The sequence below is a fragment of the Brevibacillus parabrevis genome (genome assembly GCF_003710905.1).
In the GTDB taxonomy this organism is placed as follows: Bacteria; Bacillota; Bacilli; order Brevibacillales; family Brevibacillaceae; genus Brevibacillus; species Brevibacillus parabrevis.
Map to the genome: position 1 here is coordinate 563341 of NZ_RHHV01000005.1, position 24181 is coordinate 587521.

24 protein-coding genes and 1 riboswitch are annotated in these 24181 nt (G+C 53.2%); of the genes, 21 read left to right on the forward strand and 3 right to left on the reverse strand.

Annotation, left to right across the window (positions count from 1 at the left end):
* Positions 1-45 precede the first annotated feature (45 nt).
* Positions 46-1776: a methyl-accepting chemotaxis protein gene (locus EDM60_RS05945; protein ID WP_122963127.1), complete on the reverse strand. Its 1731-nt coding sequence runs from the start codon at positions 1774-1776 to the stop codon at positions 46-48.
* Positions 1777-1924: 148 nt separating this feature from the next.
* Positions 1925-2007: riboswitch (cyclic di-GMP riboswitch) on the reverse strand.
* Positions 2008-2195: 188 nt separating this feature from the next.
* On the opposite strand from EDM60_RS05945, the gene moaA reads away from it, so the two are divergent.
* The 12 genes from moaA (at position 2196) to leuB (ending at position 13894) form a co-directional block, all read left to right on the forward strand.
* Complete coding sequence (gene moaA, locus EDM60_RS05950) at positions 2196-3221, forward strand: GTP 3',8-cyclase MoaA (protein WP_122963128.1); 1026 nt, start codon at positions 2196-2198, stop codon at positions 3219-3221.
* A gap of 262 nt (positions 3222-3483) precedes the next feature.
* Complete coding sequence (gene infC / locus EDM60_RS05955; protein WP_005829338.1) at positions 3484-3987, forward strand: translation initiation factor IF-3; 504 nt, start codon at positions 3484-3486, stop codon at positions 3985-3987.
* 30 nt (positions 3988-4017) lie between these two features.
* A complete protein-coding gene (gene rpmI / locus EDM60_RS05960; protein ID WP_012685334.1) occupies positions 4018-4215 on the forward strand; it encodes a 50S ribosomal protein L35 in 198 nt (65 codons plus the stop codon).
* A gap of 91 nt (positions 4216-4306) precedes the next feature.
* On the forward strand, positions 4307-4666 hold the full coding sequence (gene rplT / locus EDM60_RS05965; protein WP_063228701.1) for a 50S ribosomal protein L20: 360 nt from the start codon (positions 4307-4309) through the stop codon (positions 4664-4666).
* A gap of 268 nt (positions 4667-4934) precedes the next feature.
* Positions 4935-5168, forward strand: coding sequence for a hypothetical protein (locus EDM60_RS05970; protein WP_063228702.1), 234 nt, complete (start codon positions 4935-4937; stop codon positions 5166-5168).
* 154 nt (positions 5169-5322) lie between these two features.
* On the forward strand, positions 5323-6024 hold the full coding sequence (locus EDM60_RS05975) for a phosphoadenylyl-sulfate reductase (protein WP_063228703.1): 702 nt from the start codon (positions 5323-5325) through the stop codon (positions 6022-6024).
* Positions 6025-6046: 22 nt separating this feature from the next.
* Positions 6047-7198 carry a sulfate adenylyltransferase gene (gene sat, locus EDM60_RS05980; protein ID WP_122963129.1) on the forward strand — a complete coding sequence of 384 codons (1152 nt, stop codon included), beginning with the start codon at positions 6047-6049 and terminating at the stop codon, positions 7196-7198.
* Positions 7199-7805: 607 nt separating this feature from the next.
* On the forward strand, positions 7806-9542 hold the full coding sequence (gene ilvB, locus EDM60_RS05985; RefSeq protein WP_122963130.1) for a biosynthetic-type acetolactate synthase large subunit: 1737 nt from the start codon (positions 7806-7808) through the stop codon (positions 9540-9542).
* A gap of 1 nt (position 9543) precedes the next feature.
* Entirely contained in the window at positions 9544-10050 is a 507-nt protein-coding gene (gene ilvN / locus EDM60_RS05990) for an acetolactate synthase small subunit (protein ID WP_063228706.1), read from the forward strand.
* 57 nt (positions 10051-10107) lie between these two features.
* Positions 10108-11130, forward strand: a complete 1023-nt coding sequence (ilvC, locus tag EDM60_RS05995; protein ID WP_122963131.1) for a ketol-acid reductoisomerase — start codon at positions 10108-10110, stop codon at positions 11128-11130.
* A 56-nt stretch (positions 11131-11186) separates the two neighbouring features.
* On the forward strand, positions 11187-12722 hold the full coding sequence (locus EDM60_RS06000) for a 2-isopropylmalate synthase (protein ID WP_122963132.1): 1536 nt from the start codon (positions 11187-11189) through the stop codon (positions 12720-12722).
* A gap of 77 nt (positions 12723-12799) precedes the next feature.
* Positions 12800-13894 carry a 3-isopropylmalate dehydrogenase gene (gene leuB, locus EDM60_RS06005; RefSeq protein ID WP_122963133.1) on the forward strand — a complete coding sequence of 365 codons (1095 nt, stop codon included), beginning with the start codon at positions 12800-12802 and terminating at the stop codon, positions 13892-13894.
* Between the two features lie 75 nt (positions 13895-13969).
* Here the strand turns inward: leuB and EDM60_RS06010 are convergent, their stop codons facing one another.
* Positions 13970-15316 carry a TrkH family potassium uptake protein gene (locus tag EDM60_RS06010; protein ID WP_122963264.1) on the reverse strand — a complete coding sequence of 449 codons (1347 nt, stop codon included), beginning with the start codon at positions 15314-15316 and terminating at the stop codon, positions 13970-13972.
* A gap of 93 nt (positions 15317-15409) precedes the next feature.
* Positions 15410-16852, reverse strand: a complete 1443-nt coding sequence (locus EDM60_RS06015) for an aminotransferase-like domain-containing protein (protein ID WP_122963134.1) — start codon at positions 16850-16852, stop codon at positions 15410-15412.
* A gap of 192 nt (positions 16853-17044) precedes the next feature.
* Here EDM60_RS06015 and EDM60_RS06020 point away from each other — a divergent pair, with 192 nt between their 5' ends.
* From EDM60_RS06020 to EDM60_RS06060, 9 genes are all read left to right on the forward strand, one after another.
* Complete coding sequence (locus EDM60_RS06020) at positions 17045-17551, forward strand: MogA/MoaB family molybdenum cofactor biosynthesis protein (RefSeq protein WP_122963135.1); 507 nt, start codon at positions 17045-17047, stop codon at positions 17549-17551.
* Between the two features lie 133 nt (positions 17552-17684).
* Complete coding sequence (locus EDM60_RS06025) at positions 17685-19463, forward strand: B12-binding domain-containing radical SAM protein (RefSeq protein ID WP_122963136.1); 1779 nt, start codon at positions 17685-17687, stop codon at positions 19461-19463.
* Positions 19426-19914: a DNA alkylation repair protein gene (locus EDM60_RS06030; RefSeq protein ID WP_233454118.1), complete on the forward strand. Its 489-nt coding sequence runs from the start codon at positions 19426-19428 to the stop codon at positions 19912-19914. Before EDM60_RS06025 ends, EDM60_RS06030 begins: the two co-directional genes overlap by 38 nt.
* A 178-nt stretch (positions 19915-20092) precedes the next feature.
* On the forward strand, positions 20093-20710 hold the full coding sequence (locus EDM60_RS06035; RefSeq protein WP_063228714.1) for a DedA family protein: 618 nt from the start codon (positions 20093-20095) through the stop codon (positions 20708-20710).
* Positions 20711-20713: 3 nt separating this feature from the next.
* Complete coding sequence (locus EDM60_RS06040) at positions 20714-21073, forward strand: DUF1294 domain-containing protein (RefSeq protein WP_122963137.1); 360 nt, start codon at positions 20714-20716, stop codon at positions 21071-21073.
* 183 nt (positions 21074-21256) lie between these two features.
* Positions 21257-22021, forward strand: a complete 765-nt coding sequence (locus tag EDM60_RS06045) for an IclR family transcriptional regulator (protein ID WP_122963138.1) — start codon at positions 21257-21259, stop codon at positions 22019-22021.
* Between the two features lie 164 nt (positions 22022-22185).
* Positions 22186-22725 carry a 3-hydroxyanthranilate 3,4-dioxygenase gene (locus EDM60_RS06050; RefSeq protein ID WP_122963139.1) on the forward strand — a complete coding sequence of 180 codons (540 nt, stop codon included), beginning with the start codon at positions 22186-22188 and terminating at the stop codon, positions 22723-22725.
* Positions 22710-23702: an amidohydrolase family protein gene (locus EDM60_RS06055; RefSeq protein ID WP_122963140.1), complete on the forward strand. Its 993-nt coding sequence runs from the start codon at positions 22710-22712 to the stop codon at positions 23700-23702. The genes EDM60_RS06050 and EDM60_RS06055 overlap by 16 nt, the downstream gene beginning before the upstream one ends.
* A gap of 14 nt (positions 23703-23716) precedes the next feature.
* On the forward strand, positions 23717-24178 hold the full coding sequence (locus tag EDM60_RS06060; RefSeq protein WP_122963141.1) for a RidA family protein: 462 nt from the start codon (positions 23717-23719) through the stop codon (positions 24176-24178).
* Positions 24179-24181 lie beyond the last annotated feature (3 nt).

Consider the following 24181-nt stretch of genomic DNA (forward strand, 5'->3'; position numbering starts at 1 on the left):
AAGAGAACTGCCCTTTTTGCTTTTTTCGTGATTCGTGAAAGGAAATTACAGAGCGGACTCCAGGCGGGACAACAGGGAGACGACCTCGCTCGATGCCTCCTGGAGCAAGAGATACGTTTGCTGCGCTCCCGCCAGATCTTGAGCCTGGTACTGCTCGACGGCTTGCTTGGCGTAAGCATGAACCATCCGGTGCGGCTCCTCAAGCTTTTTGAAGATCGGATTGTTTCGCACTTGGGCAGACAACTCGCCATAGTACCAGTTCCCGAGACGGCATGTGTGGTGGGAGCCCATTTCGCTTGCGTTCAAGTGCTCCAAGCCCAAAAACATGTTGTAAATTTTCCATTTCCACAGAAGATGGTCGGTTTTTGCCACGCGGACGATGTCTTTCGAGCTGAGCTTGACGTTGATCGTAAAGAACGTTTTGCGGTAATCGTCCATTTTTCGGCTCAATTCCAAAATCAGCTGGGCCGTATCCTTGGCGATTTCCTGCGAATGCGCGCTCAAGTCAAAAATCGTGGAGTTGCGGCGGGCAATGTCCGTTACGGAAGAAGCCTGCTCCTCGGTCATGGCGGCAATTTGCGAGGTCGATTGGCTGATTTCCTGCATCGCGGTCACAATTTTGTTCAAGGCGACGTCAGCGTATTGGGCCTCACTCACACAGCGCTCAACCAGTTTGCCTGTATCGTCCATTTGCTGGGTCACCTGATTGGAGACATGCTGCAACGATGCCATATTGGTTGTAATTTGGCTGATTTGTTCTTTTGTATGCTCGGCCAATTTGCGAACTTCTGAGGCGACAACGGCGAAGCCGCGCCCCTGGTCGCCTGCCCGCGCAGCCTCGATACTGGCGTTGAGGGCGAGCAGATTCGTTTGCTCGGCGATTTCCCGAATAATATGCACGACATCCTGGGTCTGGTGAATCTCCTGATCGAGCTTGTTGACGCGGCCCATGACCTCTTCGAAGACGCGCCCGACTTGCCGGATGTCTCCCAGCGCGGCATTGATGATCTGCCTGCTCTGTTCTGCGGAGTGGACGGCATCGTCCGTTCCTTCCGCCACCTTGATAGCGTGGTTGGCCACTTCCTGAATGGAAGCGCTCATTTCTTCCGTAGCTGCTGTCACGCTGTGGCTTTCCTCAATTTGTTCGTCCATGCCCGAGATGAGCTGTTTGGTCGTATCGAGCTGTGTCATATGATTCAACATGTCGGAGATGCCGAACAAAAATGATTTGAACGTCTCTTCCATATATACTTCCACGATCAGTTGCTGATCGAACGCTGCCAGTTTTTGGACGGATGTGACCATTTGCATCATTTGATGCGGCTGATGGCTCCATTTTTCCATCAAGATCGATGTCATGATCTGAATCAACATATGATGAGCGGAGATAAAATGATCGGCTGTCAGATGAATGCGGCTGTGAACTTGTCCAATCACAATTCTCGTCTTCACGTATTCGTAATCCACATTCGCCTGCAGAAACTGTTCAAGATACAACTCCAATGTGTGTTTCAATTTTCCTAGTGTTGAGTGGTCGAGAATCAGTTTTTGCAATTGATCAACAGCCGTGATTGCGCCGTAAAATTGGTCGACAATCTTCGCTTTAAAGGGCGAAAGCGTTTCGGCAGCATTTTTGACATGGGCGAGCGTGTCTTGATCCACCCCTAAAAAGGACAAGCGCTCCTTTACTCGTTCTCCTACTTGATCGATGTCAGTCGTGTGAGAGGATTTTACGTACTCTGTCCATGGCTTTGTTTTCTTCGTAAAAAATTGCATGCAGACCTCCGGATTCTTTGCTTTTCTCTTTTTTAGTCGTTCGCTTCAAAACGGGGGAAGAGAGCATACGTCAATGGTGCTTTGGTGAGTGAATTGGCGATAGTGGACACGACAAATGTTCTGGGATAAAATAAACCGACCCTACAGCAATAATAGGGTCGGTTGCACTACTCACTCCCAGCCATTCAAGTGCCCACATACAAATCGCTGATCATCGCTTCCACTTTCAGTTATACAATTTCACAATATATAGTCATATTAGCTTATATTAATTCAAAAAGGGAATAGCAAAAATGAGCTATTTACACTTTCAAGCAAAATATTATGGTTTTGCATAGGAACAACCAGGCGAAAGTGCAGGAAAGCTATTACGCCCGATCGTGGATATGATACGCTAGGAAAAAGGAGAGTGACAGCCAATGCCAGAGCAGTCGCCACTCGTTGATACACGAAATCGCCCTCTCCGCGATTTGCGTATTTCCGTGACAGACAAATGCAATTTTCGTTGCAGATACTGCATGCCTGCGGAAATTTTTGGACCGGACTTTGAATTTTTGCCGCAGCACAAGCTGCTTTCATTTGAAGAGATTGTTCGACTGACCGACATTTTCGCCTCGCTTGGCGTCCAGAAAATCAGAATTACAGGCGGAGAGCCGCTCATGCGCAGAGGCTTGCCTGTGTTAATTGAAATGATAAAAAAAGTAGCAGGTATTCACGACATCGCTATGACCACCAACGGTTCGTTGCTCGTCCGCCACGCGCAGGCTCTGAAGGAAGCAGGACTTGACCGCGTGACAGTCAGTCTCGACAGTCTGGACAACGAGCGGTTCGGCACATTGAACGGCAGGGGCTATCCGGTAGAAGCTGTGCTGGACGGCATACGGGCGGCGGCTGAAGCAGGTCTTGGCGTGAAAATCAACATGGTCGTGCAGCGGGGAGTGAATGACCAAGATATTTTGCCGATGGCCAAATACTTCCGCGAGCAGGGGCATACTTTGCGCTTCATTGAATTTATGGATGTCGGAAACTCCAATGGCTGGAAGCTGGATCAGGTCGTGCCGTCCAGCGAAATCGTCCGCATGATTCACCAGGAGATGCCGCTTGTTCCGATCGAGGCAAATTACTTCGGGGAGGTCGCTTCGCGCTATCGCTACGAGGACGGGGATCAGGAGATCGGGCTGATTTCTTCTGTGACGCAAGCTTTTTGCTCAACCTGTACCCGCGCCAGGCTGTCCGCAGAGGGCAAAATGTACAGCTGCTTGTTCGCTTCTACGGGAGAGGATTTGCGCGAGCCGCTGCGAAACGGAACGAGCGACGATGAGATCAGGGCGCAGATTCAGACGATCTGGAGCATGCGCGATGAACGATATTCAGAAGAGCGGTTGAATGAGACGCCTGGCCTCGTAAAACGTCCCAAGGTGGAAATGTCGCACATTGGAGGATAGTATGTGATAAGCCTTGACAAAGACAACTATAACCTGTATCATGAATTGAGTGTATAAACACTTCATACTTCGAGAACAAGCAGAGGCGCCCAGCTTCTCACCTGCGTCGACGTCTTCCACGACTGTTGACAGGTAACTCTTATGCAAAGATCCCTGGATCTGATGAAATTGCTTAGGTGAGATATGTGCGGGCGCAGATGCGTTCGCACATTTTTGTTCCTTCTCGAAATTGACGGAGGTGGCAAGTATTAGCAAGGATCAAATGTTAATCAACGAAGCGATCCGTGCCCGTGAAGTCCGTTTGATCGGTGCTGACGGGAGCCAATTGGGAGTCGTACCTTTTAGGGAAGCGTTGCGCATTGCCCAGGAAGCCGAACTGGATCTGGTAAACGTTGCTCCTACAGCCAAACCGCCTGTTTGCCGTATCATGGACTATGGAAAGTTCAAGTACGAGCAGGCGAAAAAGGAGAAAGAAGCACGGAAAAACCAGAAGATCATCGAGCTGAAAGAAGTGCGTTTTTCGTCCAACATCGAGGAACACGATTTTCAAACCAAGCTTCGCAACGTCCGCAAGTTCTTGGAGGATCATCACAAGGTGAAGTGTACGATCCGTTTCCGTGGACGTGAAATCACCCACTCCGAAATCGGCCTTGGCGTTATGGAACGTGTGGCTGCCCAGTGTGAAGATCTCGCTACGCCTGAGCGTAAACCGAAGATCGAGGGCCGCAGCATGATCATGATTCTGGCTCCGAAAGCGGAAAAGTAAGATAGTAGTTTAGACAGGAGGATTTTTCAGATGCCTAAAATGAAAACCAACAAGGCTGCTGCGAAACGTTTCAAAAAGACTGGAAGCGGCCAATTGAAGCGCGACCGCGCATTTGGTAGTCACTTGTTCGCTAACAAATCGACGAAAGCCAAGCGCCACCTGCGCAAAGCTGCACTCGTTTCCAAAGGCGATCAAAAACGTATTGAGCAAATGCTCACTTACCTGTAAGTTTTTGTATCACTACACACATTACGCAGCATGAGCTCCCTAAGCGCCTAGCAGTAGGCCGCCATGCTGGAAAGACCAGGAGGAGTTTAGTATGCCAAGAGTAAAAGGTGGCATTGTTACACGCCGTCGTCATAAGAAAATCTTGAAGCTGGCGAAAGGATACTTCGGTTCCAAACATCGCCTGTTTAAATCCGCTAATGCGCAGGTAATGAAATCCCTGCTTTATGCATACCGCGATCGCCGTCAAAAGAAACGCGACTTCCGCAAACTGTGGATCACTCGTATCAACGCGCAAGCTCGCTTGAACGGTCTGTCCTACAGCCGTTTGATGCATGGCCTGAAAGTGGCTGGCATCGAAGTGAACCGCAAAATGCTGGCTGATCTGGCTGTTAACGACAAAGCTGCGTTCAACGAACTGGCAACAGTTGCAAAAGGCAAGCTGAACGCTTAATCAGCTGCATCACGAGCCGACCTTTTCCCCGTGGGGAGATGGTCGGCTTTTTTGCATATAACGGCCTTTCCCTTTTTCCAGACGCAAGACAGCATGTACAGACGGGAGTAGTCAAACGGCTATTGACGCCAAAAAATGGGCGTGGGACGTAGGGGCACTTCCGTCTCAGGTTGGAGAGAAAAACAATCTTCCGTCCGTGTCGGAGGGACTGCCTCCTGCCATACAATAAAAGTGTCAAAGGAAAACATTGGATAGGGAGAGATTATATATGAAAAAGCAAAAATGGATGATGATGATGGGTGCTACTGCGGTTGTTTGTTCGGCGCTGTTCGTTCCGGGAGCATTTGCCAAAGAAAAAGACGATGCCTATGTAGCACCAGTCGTTTTCGTGACAGGCGCACCGCTTGTGCAAAAAGTGGATCAAGTCAAAAATACGATTCCTACGAGCAGCACATTTATTATCCCGCCTGCCAAAGGCGATGTGAAAGTAGAAAAGAAATAACAGCGAAATACCGCGAGGAGCGATCAGGCATGATGTCTGATCGCTTCGTTCATTTTGGCGTGGGCGATGCAGTTTTGTCGGCAGGACGAATCTCCACTTCCGGATTTTCCACATATGATGGTGGGTGAATCCTAGCAGGAAGGGAGTTTCGCTGATGAGCAATCGCCAGAGGATGGCGGATGAGGAATTGCAGGTATGGGCATACCGGATGGAAGCCAAATTGCCACAGGATGTGCTGGTTCTGGCGGTAGAAAACTTCGCAGGCAATCTCGTCCTCGCCTCAAGCTTTGGTGCTGAAGATGTGGTGCTGATCGACATGTTGCACAAACTGGCGCCGACCATACCCGTCTTTTATCTCGATACGAACAAGCATTTTGCCGAAACCTACGAGACGCGGGACAAATTGCAAGAGCGTTACCAGACCAAGTATATCCAGGTGTTGCCACAGATGACGCTGGCTGAGCAGGAAGAGAAGCATGGAGAAAAATTATGGGAAACCGACCCGAATCTTTGCTGCCAAATTCGCAAGGTAGAGCCATTGCAGCGGGTTTTGTCCGGCTACGACGCGTGGATTACAGGAATACGACGCGATCAGGCGCCAACACGCGCCCATGCGAAAAAAGTGGAATGGGATGACAAATTCAATCTGGTGAAGTTTAATCCGCTTGCGGACTGGACGATGGATCAGGTGTGGGAATATATACATGCAAATCAGGTCCCTTACAATCCGCTGCATGATCGCCACTATCCGAGCATTGGCTGCAGTGTGTGCACCCGGCCTGTCCTCCCGGGGCAAGATCCGCGTGCAGGGCGCTGGGCCGGCTTTGACAAGACCGAGTGCGGTCTGCACAAGTAGGAGAGGAAGAGGGGGAGTTGGCATGCAAACGATCTTGCCGCACGGCGGAACACTTATCAATCGGCTGGTGAACCAGGCGGAAGCGGCAGACAACGCAAGTGTCAAAAAAGTGATCACGATAGACGAATGGACCTTGTCCGATCTCGATTGTTTGGCGATTGGCGCCTTTTCGCCGCTGACAGGCTTTATGAACGAGGCAGACTACCGCTCTGTCGTCGAGACGATGCGGCTCGCAGACGGGACAGTGTGGCCTTTGCCGGTAACGCTTGCTGTCGATCCGCTCGTGTATGCGGACATTCAGCCGGGAGACAGGGTGCTGTTGCGCGGGGAGGATGGGGAGGATTATGCGGTTCTTCACGTGCAAAGCTGCTATGAGCCGGACAAGGAACGGGAAGCGAGACAAGTATTTCGCACGGCCGATCAGGCGCATCCGGGCGTGAAGAAGCTTGCCCAGAAGCCGGGCCTGTATGTGGGCGGTCCTGTGCAAGTGCTGAAAAGACCGAGGCCAAAGCGCTTTGCCGAGTATTATTTGACGCCGGAGGAAACGCGAGAAAGCTTTGCCAGACAAGGCTGGAAAACGGTGGTCGGCTTTCAGACGAGAAATCCCGTCCACCGGGCGCACGAGTACATCCAGAAAGCGGCGATGGAAATCGTTGACGGGCTGTTTCTCAACCCGTTGATGGGGGAGACGAAGTCGGACGATATCGATTCGCAAGTGAGAATGAAAAGCTATCTCGCCCTGCTGGAAAATTACTATCCGAAACAGCGCGTGCTGCTCGCCGCCTTTCCGGCAGCCATGCGTTATGCGGGGCCGAGAGAGGCGGTTTTTCACGCGCTCGTCCGCAAAAACTACGGCTGCACGCACTTCATCGTAGGCCGCGATCATGCAGGAGTCGGCGATTACTACGGGACGTATGACGCGCAGCACATCTTTTCTGCGTTTGAGCCAGGCGAGCTGGGTATCCAGCTTTTGTTTTTCGAACACAGCTTTTACTGCACGGCTTGCCAGGGGATGGCGACCGCGAAGACTTGCCCGCATGACGCGAGCTTGCACCTGACGCTTTCCGGGACAAAAGTGCGCGAATTGCTGCGCAGCGGCAAGACTCCGCCCCCGGAATTTACCCGCCCGGAAATCGCCAGCATTTTGATCGAGGGTCTGCGCGAACAGAGATAAACGTGTTCCCAAAACAGGGGGAAGGGACGGCAGTGCCGTTCCGTTTCCTTGTCCAAAACGGGGACAAGCCGGAATAAAAATGTATCCGCTTTCACGCAAAAACCGCGCCGTTCCGCCATTTTCTATTGAGCACTCGTTCGGACGAAAGTCTAGTAAAATCTTTTTGTTTTCGTTGACACCCCAAAAGTGCCTAGCTATAATCAGACGTAACACTTTATTTTCTGACAACAACAATATTAGAAATATTGTTATAATAGCAGGCTATGACGAGGATGGTGCACGTCTCCCCTTTTACAGAGAGCCCTGATTGCTGAGAAACGGGTATCGGGTACGTTGCATTGCTCACCTCCGAGCTGTTTTGCTGAAATGTGCGTAAAATCACATAGTAGGCAAAACCGATTAACACCCGTTAGCGTGTTACAGTCCGCATTTATTGTGACTGGCTGAGATCGGCTGACCGTGAGGCGCCGATAAAGTTGGGTGGTACCGCGAACCCTTTCGCCCCAAAAGACATGGAAATCGAACCGTGTCGGGGCGAAAGGGTTTTTCTATGTGTCTATAGGTATTGTTTATAGGTACCTGTTGAGAAGTGGGAGGAGGAGAGGAAATGAGTGTTGAAATGGCCGAATTGCAGAAAAAGAACGGCATGCCACCGATCCAGTTCGGTGAGGAAGTGACAGGAGCAGAAACGCTTCTGCGCTGTTTGATCCTGGAGCAGGTCGAGTACATTTTCGGCTATCCAGGCGGAGCGGTTCTCCCGATCTACGATTCCTTGTACGGGAGCTACTTCAAGCACATTTTGACCCGCCATGAGCAAGGCGCTATCCACGCTGCTGACGGATATGCCCGCGCCACTGGCAAACCGGGCGTATGTATCGCCACTTCCGGGCCGGGGGCGACCAACCTCGTAACGGGAATTGCGACAGCCCAGATGGACTCGGTTCCGCTGGTGTGCATCACCGGAAACGTAGCCCAGTCGTTGATCGGAACAGACGCGTTCCAGGAAGCGAACATTACAGGGATCACGATCCCGATTACAAAGCACAGCTACTTCGTCCGCGATATCCGCGATCTGCCGCGCATCGTGAAGGAAGCGTTCCACATCGCAACGACAGGACGTCCGGGTCCGGTGCTCATCGATATTCCAAAAGATGTGGCGAATGCGACAGCGCCGTTCACCTACCCGGACAAAGTCGAGATTCGCGGCTACCGCGACACGCTCGTGCCGACAGACGAAGAAGTGCAAGCATTTGTTACCGCGATTGGCGAAGCGAAGCGCCCGGTCATTTTGGCAGGCGGCGGCATCATCGCCTCGAAAGCCGAAGCAGAGCTGCTCGCTTTTGCCGAAAAGGCTCGCATCCCTGTCATCAACACTTTCATGGGTCTTGGCGGTTTCCCTGGAACGCACGAATTGGCGCTCGCCATGCCGGGCATGCACGGAAACTACACCGCCAACCAGGCGCTGCTGAACGCAGACTGTGTCATCGGGCTGGGCGCGCGTTTCGATGACCGGATCACGATGGGCCGCACAAAAGAATTTGCGCCGAAAGCTCGCATCGTTCACGTCGACATCGATCCGGCAGAGCTGGGCAAAAACGTGGAAACAGCCGTAACGGTGGCTGGAGATGTCAAAAGCACCTTGGCCAAAGCGATTCCGGTTGCCCGCACTTGCGATTCCGAAGCGTGGATCAGCCAGTTGAAAGAATGGCAAGCCCAGTATCCGTACAAGTACAAAAAAGACGGCGACGTGCTGAAGCCGCAAGCAGTCATCGAGCTTCTGTACAGCTCCACAGATGGGGAAGCGATCGTCACAACAGACGTTGGACAACACCAGATGTGGACAGCACAATACTACAAGTTCAAGCATCCGCGCTCGTTTATCTCTTCCGGTGGCCTCGGCACGATGGGCTTCGGCTTCCCGGCAGCGATCGGCGCACAGATCGCGCATCCTGATCGCACAGTAATTTCAGTGGTTGGCGATGGCGGCTTCCAGATGACAAACCAGGAGCTGGCGATTGTCTCCCAGTACAACATTCCGGTGAAAGTCGCGATTGTGAACAACCAGTGCTTGGGGATGGTTCGCCAATGGCAGGAATTGTTCTACGACAATCGTTACAGCCAAATCGATCTGACGTGCAGCCCGGATTTCGTCAAACTGGCGGAAGCGTACGGAGTCAAAGGATTGCGTGCAACCACACCAGAGGAAGCGGAAGCGGTTTGGGCAGAGGCGCTCAAGCATGATGGGCCAGTCGTAGTGGACTTCCGCGTCGCGCAGGAAGAAAACGTATATCCGATGGTAGCGTCAGGCGACACATTAGATCAGATGGAATTGGGGGACGATTAGGATGCAACAACATACCATCGCCGTACTCGTCAACGATCACCCCGGCGTTTTGACCCGAGTCGCTACCTTGTTCGGGCAGCGCGGCTATAACATCGACAGCATCACGGTGGGCGGAACAGAAGAACAAGGTCTGTCCCGGATGATTATTACCACAGGCGCAGATGACCGTCAGATTCAACAACTGATGAAGCAGCTGCAAAAACTGATCGATGTCATCTCGGTGACGAACCTCAGCGAAAATCCTTATGTTTCCAGAGAGCTGGCGCTGATCAAGGTAAGTGCTTCGCCAAGCCAGCTGGCAGAGCTGAACGGGATCGTCGAGCCGTTCCGCGCCGCGATCGTCGATGTCGGGCCGACTTCGCTGATCGTGCAAGTGACGGGTGACACCGAAAAAATCGACGCGCTGCTTGTCCTTTTGCAAAGCTATGGGGTACTCGAACTGACCCGCACCGGATCAGTAGCGATGGCGCGCAGTATTGTTCCAGCAACAGCCGCAGCAACGGTTTAAATTGCAAAATTCAGAATAGAAATTCAAACTAAACGATATTTCAGGGAGGCTACACAAATGGTAAAAATGTATTATGAAGCGGACGTAAACAAAGAGGTACTGCGTGGCAAAACAATCGCGATCATCGGCTATGGCAGCCAAGGCCATGCGCAAGCACAAAACCTGCGCGACAGCGGTTATAAAGTAGTAGTAGGTCTGCGCCCCGGGAAATCCTGGGATGTAGCGGCTAAAGACGGCTTTGAAGTTTTGACGGTAGCAGAAGCAACCAAGCGCGCTGATGTTGTGCAAATCTTGATGCCAGACGAGCGCCAGGCGCAAGTGTACCGCGACGAGATCGCGCCAAACCTGAAATCCGGCGCAGCACTGTGCTTCTCCCACGGCTTCAACATCCACTATGCGCAAATCGTGCCGCCAGCAGACGTTGACGTCATCATGTCCGCTCCGAAAAGCCCTGGTCACCTCGTTCGCCGCGTATACCAAGAAGGCTTCGGCGTACCTGGTCTGATCGCGATCTATCAGGATGCGACTGGCAATGCGAAAGACCTCGCTCTGGCCTACTCCAGCGGAATCGGTTGCACCAAAGCAGGCGTAATCGAAACAACCTTCCGTGAAGAGACAGAAACAGACCTGTTCGGTGAGCAAGCGGTATTGTGTGGCGGAGCAAGCGAGCTGGTAAAAGCAGGCTTCGATACGCTGGTAGAAGCAGGGTACGCCCCTGAGATCGCCTACTTCGAGTGCTTGCATGAGCTGAAGCTGATCGTCGACCTGATGTACGAGGGCGGTCTGGCTCGCATGCGCTACTCGATCAGTGACACAGCGGAATACGGTGACTACAGCACAGGCCGCCGCATCATCACAGACGAGACTCGCAAAGAAATGAAAAAAGTGCTGGCTGAAATCCAAGACGGTACTTTCGCTCGCAACTGGATCTTGGAAAACCAAGCGAACCGCCCTGGCTTCACTTCCCGCCGCCGTCTGGAAGCAGAACATGGCATCGAAGTAGTAGGTCAACAACTGCGCGGCATGATGTCTTGGCTGAACAAAGACACGAAAAAAGAAGAAGCGAAAATCGGTCAATAAGGATCGTTACAAAGAGACATATATAATGTAGGAAAAAATGTGGAGGTGAAAAGTTCATGCGGACCATTGAGATTTTTGATACGACATTACGTGATGGGGAGCAGTCTCCGGGCGTCAACATTAGCACGAACGAAAAGGTGGAGATCGCCCTCCAACTGGAAAAGCTGGGCGTAAACAGAATTGAGGCCGGCTTCGCGGCTGCTTCCCCGGGCGACCAAAAGTCTGTGGCCGAAGTGGCGAAGCGGGTGAAAAACTCCACCATCGTAAGTCTCGCACGTGCCGTCAAAGACGACATGGATAAGGCGTACGAAGCGCTGCGCAACGCGCAAAACGCATCCCTCCACGTCTTTCTTGCAACCTCTCCGATCCACCGCCAGTACAAACTGAACATGAGCAAGGAGCAAGTCCTTGCTCGTGCGGTGGAGGCAGTCACGTATGCGAAAAAGTATTTCACGGAAGTACAATTTTCTGCTGAGGATGCAGCGCGTACAGAGATCGACTTTTTGGCCGAGGTAGTGGAGGCAGTCATCAAGGCTGGGGCTACGACTGTCAATATTCCGGACACGGTTGGCTACATGACGCCTTATCAGTACGGAAACATTTTCCGCGAGTTGAAAAAGCGCGTGCCGGCTACAGACGGAATCCGCCTGAGCTGTCATTGCCACGATGACCTGGGAATGGCTGTCGCGAACAGTTTGGCAGCGGTAGAAGGCGGAGCGACCCAAGTGGAAGGCACGATCAACGGGATCGGTGAACGCGCCGGCAACGCTGCTTTGGAAGAAGTCGCGCTCGCTCTTGAGACTCGCAAAGATTACTACCAGGCGACAACCAAGCTGCACTTGAAGGAAATCGCGCGGACCAGCCAGCTGGTGAGCCGTTTGACCGGAATGATCGTGCCGGGCAACAAGGCCGTCGTAGGAGCGAACGCTTTTGCGCACGAATCCGGTATCCATCAGGATGGCGTTTTGAAGGAAGTTACCACCTACGAGATTATTCGTCCAGAGTCGGTCGGCTTCAAGTCAAACAAACTGGTTCTCGGCAAGCACTCGGGCCGCCACGCCTTCAAGGAAAAGCTGGTGGAACTGGGCTACCACCTCGACCAAGAGGAAGTAAACGCCGCTTTTGCCGCATTCAAAGCATTGTGCGACAAGAAAAAGGAAATTACGGACGACGACATTCTTGCCTTGATCGATACCAAAATCGTTCGCGGCCAGGAAGCGTTCCAGCTGGAATCGGTTCAACTCGCCTACGGCAACATTTCCGTGCCGACCGCCAGCGTTCGTCTCAAGCGGGCTGACGATTCGGTCGTAGAAGAGGCAGCGATTGGCAATGGTTCTGTCGATGCGATCTACAAAGCGATCGACCGTGCGACTGGAGAAGAAGTCACTTTGATTGACTACAAAATTCTTTCGGTAACGCACGGCCAGGATGCGCTCGGCGAAGTGTATGTCCGTCTGCAACAGGGCGAGCTGACGGTTACGGGCCGTGGAGTCAGTACGGACGTGCTGGAAGCGAGCGCGATTGCCTATATACGCGCCATCAACAAAATTTTGGAGCGTCGCGGGGAATCGGTGCCAGTGGCTGTGAACTAGAAAGAAAGCGTATTGGATAGGAACAGGAACCAGCAAGGAACGAAAAACCATTACAGAAAAGAAATGCGGGATAAACGATGAAGAAAAACTATCGCATCGCCGTTCTTCCTGGTGACGGTATCGGACCGGAGATCATGCAGGAAGCAGTCAAAGTCCTTCAGCTTGTAGGAGAGCGCGAAGGCGTTACATTTACGTGCGAGGAAGGCCGAATCGGTGGAATTGCCATCGACACGGACGGAACTCCTTTGCCGGAAGCAACCGTCACATTGACGAAGCAAGCTGACGCTGTGCTGCTTGGCGCAGTAGGCGGACCGAAGTGGGATCAAAACCCGGGACATCTGCGCCCGGAAACTGGCCTCTTGGGTATTCGCAAAGCGCTTGGATTGTTTGCCAACATTCGCCCGGCGACCATGCACAGCTCGCTCGTCGACGCCTCTTCGCTCAAGCCTGAAGTGGTTTCCGGCGTAGACCTGATTGTCGTGCGCGAGCTGACTGGCGGCATTTACTTCGGGGAGAAAAAGCGCTACGACGGCCCGAACGGAGAAGTAGCGGAAGATCAGTGCATCTACAACGAAGCCGAAGTGGAGCGAATCATCCGCGTGGGCTTCGATATCGCCCGCAAGCGTCAAAAACGTCTCGTCTCCGTCGACAAAGCGAACGTCCTGGAAAGCTCCCGCCTCTGGCGCAAAGTAGCCGAACGCGTTGCAGCCGACTACCCTGATGTAGAGCTGTCGCATCAGCTGGTCGATTCGTGCGCGATGCAGCTTGTTCGCGCACCGAAGCAGTTTGACGTCATCGTGACGGAAAACATGTTTGGAGACATTTTGAGCGATCAGGCGGCTATGCTGACCGGATCGATCGGAATGCTCGCTTCTGCCAGTCTGGCAGCGGGAAGCTTCGGTCTGTACGAACCTGTGCACGGCTCCGCGCCTGATATTGCCGGAAAAGGCATTGCCAATCCGCTGGCGACGATTCTTTCCGTAGCGATGATGCTTCGCCTCTCGCTCGGCATGGATGAGGCTGCGGCAGCGGTCGAGAATGCCGTGTGGGCCGTTCTTGAGGCCGGACACCGCACAGGCGATATCGCAGCAGATCCGAGCAAAGCGATTGGCACCGTGGCAATGGGCCAACTGGTTCGCGACGAGCTGTCCAAACAGTTGCAGCATAAGTAAGCAAAAGCACGAAAAAGATGAAAAACCCTGCCGCAGCGTCCCAATGGACAACTGGCAGGGTTTTCGTTCGTTCATTCAACCGATCGTGATTTTGCCTTTTGGATAGCGGAAGTATTCTTTCTGCCTGCGTTGGGCCAGCGCGAATGCGATCGTCAGCGGCCCGACCCGTCCTGCGAACATCGTCAAAATGATCAGCGTTTTGCCGATCGGGGAGAGACTGGGGGTCAGCCCCATCGATAACCCGGTCGTGGCGAAAGCGGACGTGACTTCGAACAAAATCATTTCAAAACGTGCGCCTGCTTCCGTAATGGACAGAGCCATCGTGACGGCCATGACGATGAACAACCCGGTCATGGTCACGGTCAGCGACTTGTAAATCATGTGCGGCAAAATGCGTTGCCGGAAAAAGATGACGTCTTCCTTCCCTTTGATCTGGGCGATGACCGCACCGATGAGCGTGGCAAACGTCGTCGTCTTGATCCCGCCCCCGGTGGAACCGGGAGAAGCCCCGATGAACATCAGCAAAATGATCAGGAACAGCGAAGACTGGCGCATGTCGCCGATGCTCAGCGTGTTCGACCCGGCCGTTCGCGCCGTCACAGACTGATAGAGCGAGCCGAGCACTTTTCCGAGCATGGAGAGCGGCTGCAACGTTTTCGGGTTCGTATACTCCAAAATGAAGATCAGCACCGTACCGCCCAGCACCAAGAGGGCAGTCGTGGACAGGACGACTTTGGTATGCAGCGACAGGCGGCGCGTATGGCGATATTCGTACAGATCGCTGACGACGATAAAGCCAATCCCGCCGAGAATAATCAATAAGCATACGACGAGCGTGACGAGCGGATCGTCTACATAGCCCGTCAGGCTGGCGAAGTCGCCCATCAAGTCAAAGCCGGCGTTGTTGAAATTGGAGATGGCGTGAAAAAAGCCAAAGTAGATCGCTTTTGGCAAAGGAAAGTCGAAGGCGAACCGGATCGAAAGCAAAACCCCGCCGATCAGCTCTGCCAGCGCGGTGAAAATCAGGATCATTTTGGCCAGACGGACGACGCCTTCCATCGTCATCTGGTTCAGCGACTCTTGCAAGATCAGCCGCTCGCGCAACGAGATTTTTTTGCGCATGATCAAGGAAAAGAAAGTGGCGACGGTCATGAAGCCAAGACCGCCAATTTGGATAAGCGAGAGGATGACCATCTGACCGAAAGTCGTAAAGGTCGTTCCGGTGTCCACGACGACCAGACCTGTCACGCAGGTGGCCGAAGTGGCGGTGAACAGAGAATCAAGCCACGGCAGTCCTTGTCCGTTGACGGTAGCGCTCGGCAGGGTCAACAGGAATGTGCCGAGAAGGATAATCAGGGCGAACCCAAGGACGAGTGTTTTCGGGGGATCAAGCTGTAGCTTGTCAGTCCATTTTCTGATCATGTAGGTCATACCTCGACTTCTTTATACGATTGTGAATGGTTTGATGCGAGAAAAACTCGGTATTTCCTTAGTATGGCGTTTCCCCTGAAAAAATTACCGCAAAAGGGCGGCCCCCAGACGATGCAGCCAGTGCTTCAGTTCGCGCTCCTCCAGCGGGGCGAGCGGAAACCGGACAGCAGGGCGGCGCTTGGTGTCGTCAGGCTCGTCAGCTACCCGAAAAGCATGGCCGCACGTAAGCTCAAGCCCTTCTTCCCGCAGGATGGTTACGACCCGCTCTTCCAGCTCGGTGGCGTTCGTAGTCGGATTTCCCCATTCGATCCACGTATTCAGCCCGCCGGAAATCGGATACATCCGGGCGTGGGACGGCAAAGCCTGCTGTTTTTCCTTCCAAAGCCTAAGGAAGCGGGACTGGAACAGAGCGCGGTGATCCGGCAAATACTTTTCGTAAAACCAGGGATCGCCGAGGAGTGTAACGGCTGCCTCTACGACCAAGAGCGACGGCTCCGCACCTGTCATCGAGACAATCTGTCTGTAGCGCTCCAGCTCCTCTTCGGCAAAATCAGAAGGCAGCATCAGGACGCCGAGTTGCAGATCGCGTGCCAGCGTCTTGGACAGAGAGTGCAGGTAGTACACGTCGACAGAGCTTTTTTGCTGAAAAGCCATCTCGTAAATCGGCTTGCTCGGCTCCTCGAACCACAAGTCGCCGTAGTGGTCGTTTTCCACGATGCGCACGCTGTGGCGTTCGGCCCAGGCAAGCAGTTCTTCCTTGCGTTTCAGCGAGTAGCTGATCCCGGTAGGAAAATGATAGTGCGGATTGATCAAGAGCCAGTTGGCCGGGTAGTGCTCCTGTTCCTGATCGAGTGCTTCTATGCTGACTCCTTCGTCGTCGAGCCGAATCGGACGCACCGTGATGCCGCACTGACTGAGCAAGCGCAAAAAGACGGGGTAGCTGTATTCCTCCACGTAGACGACATCGCGCGGATTCATGATGCGCTGGGCGAGAAAGGCGAACCCGCTCGTACTCCGGTTGAACAGCAGCACGCGTTCAGGGGAGTGCGGCAAGCCTCTTCTGCTCAGGTGATCGGCAAATACTTTGGCGGCTTGGGCGCGGCGGAGTTTCTTTTGCGCCGAAGGTTCGTCCAGTACGGCCAAGCTCTCGTAAAAGGCGCCGCGCAGTCGCTTGACCAGCTCTTCGCCAGGGCGGGGAGAAGAGTCGGCGAGCGAAGCGATCGGAATGTCGGTGAGCGGCAGGCGGCTTTCCAGACGCGCTTCTTTTGCCAGTTGCGTCAAGTAGTAGCCTTTGCCGTGCACCGCCTCCAGCCAGCCTTCCAATGCGAGGTGATCGTATGCTTTTTTGACGGTTTCCAGCGAGCAGCCGCTGACGGTTTTCATATCGCGAAGGGAAATCAACTGCTGACCGTCTACAAGAAAGGCCCCGCGCAGAATAGCTGTTTTCAGTTGCTCGGCTAGTTGCACATAAATGGGCGTGTGGGATTGCTTGTGAAAATGGAACGAAAAAAATGGGCGTTCTGCCATCCGGGGACGCCTCCTTGTCTGTCGAAAATAGCTGTCATCAGCATTATATCGAAAACCGCGCCATCTCGGGTAGCAGAAGTGTGAAAAACGTCGAGAGGTTTTCACGGAAATCGCGCGGTTGAGCCGTACCGGATTGAGGGAAAATGGTAGAATGAGAGAAAATGCGCCAGCAGGAAAAGGGGAGGACGCAAAATGAGCACACAGGAGCACAAGGCATTGTCGCCCAAACACGTAACGTGCATGGTCATCACCGTGTCAGATACGCGAACCGAAGAGACAGACAAGAGCGGACAATTAATGAAGCAACTGGTGGGCGAAGCAGGTCATCACGTTGCCCTGTACCAGATCGTGAAGGACGAGCCTGCCGAGGTGATCGCAGCTATCGAAGCAGGAGTGGCGCATCCGGACGTGCAGGTCATTTTGCTCAACGGCGGGACAGGCATATCGCCGCGCGACAACACGTTCGAAGCGGTGCACGGCTTGCTGGAAAAAGAAATGCCCGGCTTTGGCGAGCTGTTTCGGATGCTGAGCTTTACGGAAGATATCGGATCGGCGGCCATGCTCAGTCGCGCAGTCGCGGGCACCCGGGGAGGAAAAATGATCTTCTCCACGCCTGGGTCGACAGGTGCTGTCAAGCTGGCGATGAATCGCCTGATCGTGCCGGAACTTGGTCATGTCGTGCGAGAGTTGAATCGCTGATCAGAACAGGATTTGCCGTGTTCTTGTCTCGTGTGGTACTGTTACGAAAGGAAATCGCTCGGTTTTCCACCGACTGTCGCAGCACAGATGGTTGGTGGCATGGCCGGATTGTGCAAGGAGAGTAGACTCATTCATGAAGATTGTATTATCGACCTTAAATGCCAAGTTCATTCACTCCTCACTGGCTTTGCGCTATTTGCGCAGCTACGCCCAGGAAGCTTTTCCGGGCATCGAGCTGGTGGAGTATACGATCAACGACGTGACGCTCAACATCGTGGCGGACATCTACAAGCGACAGCCCGATCTCGTCGCCTTTTCCTGTTATATCTGGAACATCCGCGAGACGTTGGACGTGATCCGCACATTGAAAAAAATATGTCCCGATGTTCCAGTGATCCTCGGAGGGCCGGAAGTGACTTACGATGCGGATGAATGGATGAAAAAGCATCCGGAGATTGATGTCATCGCCATCGGAGAAGGGGAGCAGACTTTTCTTGCGCTGCTGCAAACCTATCAGGAGGCGAAAAACAGCGGTCAGCCTCCTCGCCTGCGGGATGTAGCGGGAATCGCCTATCGCGACGACGAGTACGTTCGCTTTTCCATGCCGAGAGCACAGATTGAAGAGATGGATGCGATTCCGTCGCCATTTGTGGATCATCTCGACGAACTGAACAACCGCGTCGTCTATTTCGAGGCATCCCGGGGGTGTCCGTTCAAGTGTCAGTACTGTCTTTCTTCTATTGAAGATGGCGTGCGCTACTTCAGCCTGGAGCGGGTGAAGGAAGACTTGCTGCGATTGATTCAGCATGGCATCAAAACGATTAAGTTCGTTGACCGTACGTTTAATATCAATAAAAAGTATGCGTTGGAGATTTTCCAGTTCCTTATCGACAATCACAACGGCACCGTTTTTCAGTTCGAGATTACGGCAGACATTTTGCGTGCGGACGTCCTGGACTTTTTGACGGAAAATGCGCCTCCGGGGATTTTCCGCTTCGAGATCGGCGTCCAGTCTACCAATGACGAAACAAACCGCCTGGTGCAGCGCATCCAGCGCTTCGACCGTCTGTCCAGAACGGTTACGCAAATCAAGGAATCGAAGAAGATCGACCAGCATCTCGATTTGATCGCGGGCTTGCCGGAGGAAGACTATCACTCCTTCCGCAAGACGTTCAACGATGTGTTTGCCCTGCGTCCGGAGGAGCTTCAGCTCGGCTTTTTGAAAATGCTGCGCGGAACCGGAGTGCGGGCGCGCGCTGCCCAACACGGCTATGTGTTTATGGATGAAGCGCCTTACGAGATTTTGGGCAACAACGTGCTGTCTTTTGCGGATATGCAGAAGATCAAGCGGGTGGAGGACGTGCTGGAGAAATACTGGAACGCGCACCGGATGGATCTGACCTTGGAATGGCTTTTGGCCAATCAGTTTGAGACGGCGTTTGACTTCTTCCAGACGTTTGGCGACTATTGGGAAAAGCAAGGCTGGAGCCGCATCGGGCATCAGCTGGAAGATTTGTTCACTCGCTTGCAGTCCTTTTTGGAGCAGCAAAAGGTCGAAGGGCTGGAACACGTGCTCAGCCTGATGAAATTCGACTACCTGCGCAACCAGAAGCATCGCCCGCGCAAGCTGTGGTGGGAGGATGTCATGGACAAGGAAGCGATGCAGCTGACGTATGCTGCCGTTTACGAGCAGCGCGACCGTTTGCGCGAAGACTTTGCCGCACATGCTGCGCTGGAAAAAGACTACTTCAAGCACACCGTAACGGCAAAAGTGACCTTCGATGTGGAGAAGTGGATGAGAACCGGAGAGATCATCGAAGGCGATTTTACCCTTGTCGTGTACTATCCGTATAAAAAAGAAGAAACGAACGATTTTGCTGTCGTCACTTCTGCCGTTCACGCTGCTGGCTGAGCGCGAGTATCAATACGTGGCGATGGACTTGCTGGAGAAGCGAAAAAAGCAGCTGACACCTGAGCATCTGCCGTGGATCGTCCACTGGATTACTACAAAGTCGTGGTGGGACACGGTCGACTATTTGGCGGCTCATACCACAGGCAAGCTGTTTTCCCTCTATCCCGAGCTGATCCGGCCGAATGTGACAGCGTGGGTGCAAGGAGACGACATCTGGCTTGCGCGAACAGCGATCCTGTTCCAGCTGTCTTATAAGGCCAAGACCGATCAAGAGCTGCTGTTTTCCTTGATCGAGTCGTGTGCAGCGTCCAACCAATTTTTCATTCAAAAAGCGATAGGCTGGTCCCTGAGGGAATACGCTAAAACAGAACCCGAAGCAGTGCGTGGCTTTGCAGAAAGGACTGTGCTGTCGAACCTGAGCAAGCGAGAGGCGCTCAAACACCTTGGTTGATCGGCGCGTCGAGTTGTCCATGATTTCTTCGCTTGATAAAAATGGTTCATCTATTGCAAAATAGACAAGTACCTTTTTGCATGTTCACACGTAATAACTAAGAGTCACATACTGCGCGCAGCCACTGCCCGTCGACTGAAATTTTGCCGCCAGTGGCAAAGATAGGGGATTTTGCCTCATGGAAATCAACCTGCTGATGTCAATCATCGAACAATACGGCTACGTTGCGATTTTTTTCCTGCTCTGGCTGGGGATTGTCGGCTTGCCCATCCCGGATGAGCTGGTCGTCGCCACGGGAGGTTTTCTCGCCTCGATTGGCCTATTGGACCCGTTCTACTCGTTTTTGGCCGGGTACATGGGAGTTGCCTCCGGATTGACCATAGGTTTTTTATTAGGAAAATACTTTGGGAAGCCGATCTTGCAATGGCTGTCCAAAAGCGAAAAGATGAGACATGCTGTAGAGCGATCGACAGGCTTGCTGGAGAAATACGGCACGACAGCCTTGTGCATCAGCTATCTCTTTCCGGTTGTCCGCCACGTCGTGCCTTATTTGGTGGCGCTGGGAGGCATGACGTACCGCCGCTATGCCTTGCTGTCGTATCCGATCGGGCTTGTCTGGACGATTGCTTTTTACTTTCTCGGCTATGTATTCGGAAACAACGTAGAGGCGATTATCGGGATGATTCGCCAGTACGGGTTTTACGCGTTGCTGGTCGTCGTGGTGGGACTGGCCGCCTGGTTGATCGTGCGCAAGCTCATCATCAGCAATCGCGCGTATCGGGCCAAAGGAGAATAAGCGATGAGACTGGAACAAGTGGCAACGCACAGGCGCAATCGCAATCTGGTGCTTGCGCTCGCCTGGCTGCTGGTGCTCGGAGGGTATTTCAGCTTCGAGCCGTTTGTCACGGCAGCGGGCGCTCTGATTGTGAACGGCTACGCCTGGTTTCTGATGTACACGGACAAGCGTCTGGCAAAAAGGAAAAGCTGGCGGATTCCCGAGGCCAGCCTTCTGCTCGTCGCTTTTCTCGGAGGAGGACCGGGGGCACTGGCGGGGATGCTGTTGCACCGCCACAAAACCCGGCATGCCTCCTTCCTGTTTTTTGTCCCACTGTTTTGTCTATTGCAAATCGCGCTGGTCGTCTGGATCGGCAGACAATAAGGCAAGAACCTCGTGTGCAACGAATGACGCGAGGTTCTTTTTTTGTTTTCCCATAATGAAAACGCATAAATGACAGAAAACTCTAAATTGTATGTTGCGCATTTGGGAAATCGAGCCTATAATAAAAAATGTAATCAACATTATCGAATGGCGTTCGATAATATCGAACGAACAGGAGGGATCATGAGCGAAAAGTTTATCCAATCTGTGGATCGAGCCATCGATATTTTGGAGCTGTTTTCCCTCGCGCAGCAGGAGCTGAGCGTCAAGGAGATCAGTGATCGGCTGCAACTCTCGAAGAGCACGGTTCACGGCTTGATCAAAACCTTGGAGCACAGAGGGTACCTGGAGCAAAAGCCGACCGATCAAAAGTACAAGCTCGGACTGCGTCTGTTCGAGCTGGGGAACCTGGTTGGCAGCGGCATGGAGCTGCGCAATCTCGCCTACCCGATCATTCAAGAGTTGGTCGCGAAATTGCAAGAGACGGTTCACCTGGTCGTGCTCGACAAGGACGAAGTGGTGTACGTGGAAAAAGTGGAAGGGCCTGCTGCCCTGCGGATGTACTCCATGCTGGGGAAGCGCGCTCCCATGTATTGCACAGGGGTAGGGAAAGCGCTGTTCGCTTACTTGGATGAGGCGACCGTGGATCGCATTTTGCAAGAAGCGGAGATGACGGCATTCACGCCGTTTACGCTGACTGATCCGGACGCGATCAAGCAAGAGCTGGGCAAAATTCGCGAGCAAGGGTACGCCATCGACGACGAAGAGATCGAGATCGGCCTGAAATGCGTGGCAGCGCCGATTTTCAACCATGAAGGGAAAGTGATCGCCTCCATAAGCTGCGCCGGTCCCAAACATCGCTTCTCCGACGACAAAATGGCGACGTTTATTCACGAAGTCAAGCAAGCTGCGCTGGCGGTTTCCAGACGGTTTGGGTATCGAGGCTGATGGGCAACAAAAAGAGACTTCCCCCTTGTTGGAGCAGTTTTCAAGCGGCCAGCCGAAAACACCACAAAGAGAAGTCTATCTGAGAACCATTCGCCAACCATACTCAAACCTCCTGCAATTGGTGAGAGAATCATTTTTCAAATACGAAAAGGAGCGTGTCCGATATGAGCACTATCACAAAACCAATAAATATTTGGAAGTTCATCGATGAGAATAAAGACAGCCTGAAACCGCCTGTCAACAACAAAGTCGTCTGGAAGGACGCCGAGCTGATGATGATGGTGCTGGGCGGGCCAAACAAACGCCGCGACTTCCACGTCGATCCGTCCGAGGAAATTTTTTATCAGCTGAAGGGCGACTGCTACGTGGAAATCATCAACGCCGAAGGCAAGCGCGAGGTCATCACGGTACGCGAGGGAGAAATGTTCCTGTTGCCAGCGAATGTTCCGCATTCCCCGCACCGTGTAGCAGACACGATCGGGTTGGTCATCGAGCGCAACCGGGATGAAGGCGAGCTGGAAGATTTCGTCTGGTTTTGCGAGAAGTGCGACCAGGAGATGCACCGCACCCGCGTGCAGCTGACAGATATCGAAAAACAGGTGAAAGAAGCGATCCATACTTTCAACGGTAGCGAAGATTTGCGCACATGCAAAAACTGCGGTCATGTAGCGTCGGAGGAAGTGAAAGAATGGCAGCCAGAATAGATTTTCACACGCATATCATCCCGGTAGATTTGCCTGACTTTTCGCAAAAATACGGCGGAGAGCGTTGGCCGACCCTGCAGCCGACATGCTCGTGCGGAGCGAACATCATGGTCGGCGGAAAGCTGTTTCGGGAGATTACCGATCAGTGCTGGGACCCGCAAAAGCGGATCGCGGACATGATCGCGGAAGGCGTGGACATGCAAGTGCTCTCGCCGATTCCCGTCACCTTTTCCTATTGGGCGCCGAGCGAGGCGGCAGAAGCGATGGCCCGCCTGCAAAACGACTTTATCGCCGATACAGTGCGTCAATATCCCGACAGGTTCATCGGACTCGGAACCGTTCCTTTGCAAGATGTGGAAAGCTCGATTCGCGAGATGGATCGCTGCATTCATCAACTAGGGCTGAAAGGGATCGAGATCGGTTCGAACATCAACGGGCAAAACCTCGACGATCCAGCCTTCCTGCCGTTTTTTGAGATGTGCGAGAAGTGGGACGTGCCGCTGTTTGTCCACCCGTGGGAGACGCTGGGCCGGGAGCGGATGCCGCGCCACAACTTCATGTACACCGTCGGAATGCCGAGCGAAACCGCGCTTGCCGCAGCGAGTCTGGTCGGCGGCGGGGTCATCGAGAAATTCCCGAATTTGCGCGTCTGCTTTGCGCACGGTGGCGGTTCTTTTCCGTACATCCTGCCGCGTCTCGACCAAGGCTGGAACGTGTGGCCGCACCTGCGCGTGACGGAGCGTCCGCCGAGCCATTACACACAAAACTTTTACTTCGACTCGCTGAACTACGAGCCGTTGAATATCCGGCTTTTGATCGAAAGGTTCGGCCACGAAAAAATCGTCATGGGCACCGACTATCCGTTCTTGCTGCGCGAGCTTCCGCCGGGCAAAGTCATCGACGAGACGCCAGGGCTGACAGAAGAACAAAAAGTCGCCATGCTCGGCGGCAATGCATTGAGATTTTTGAAAGTGTGAGAGGAGAGGTAGGAGTGGGAGAACAGACAAAGACACCGGAGGAAAATCTTGCTGCCTTGCAGCTTTCGCTTCCGCAGCTCCGTACGCCAGTGGGCAACTACGTAGCTTGCGTCCGCACAGGCAATCTGTTGTTTACGGCAGGACAGGGAGTGGATCAGTACAAAGGCAAGCTGGGAAGAGACTTGACCGTCGAGGAAGGCTACCTGGCAGCCCGTCAGTCCATGCTGAACGTGCTTGCGGCGGTCAAGGCGGAGCTTGGCGATCTGGGAAAAGTGAAAAGAGTCGTCAAAATATTGGGATTTGTCAATTCGACGGAAGAGTTTACCGACCAGCCGAAAGTGATGAACGGTGCTTCCGATCTGTTGGTTGCCGTCTTTGGCGAGGCGGGCAAGCACGGTCGCTCTGCGGTAGGCATGGCCCAGCTTCCGAACAATACGGCAGTCGAAATCGAGATGGTACTGGAGATCGAGGACTAGGCA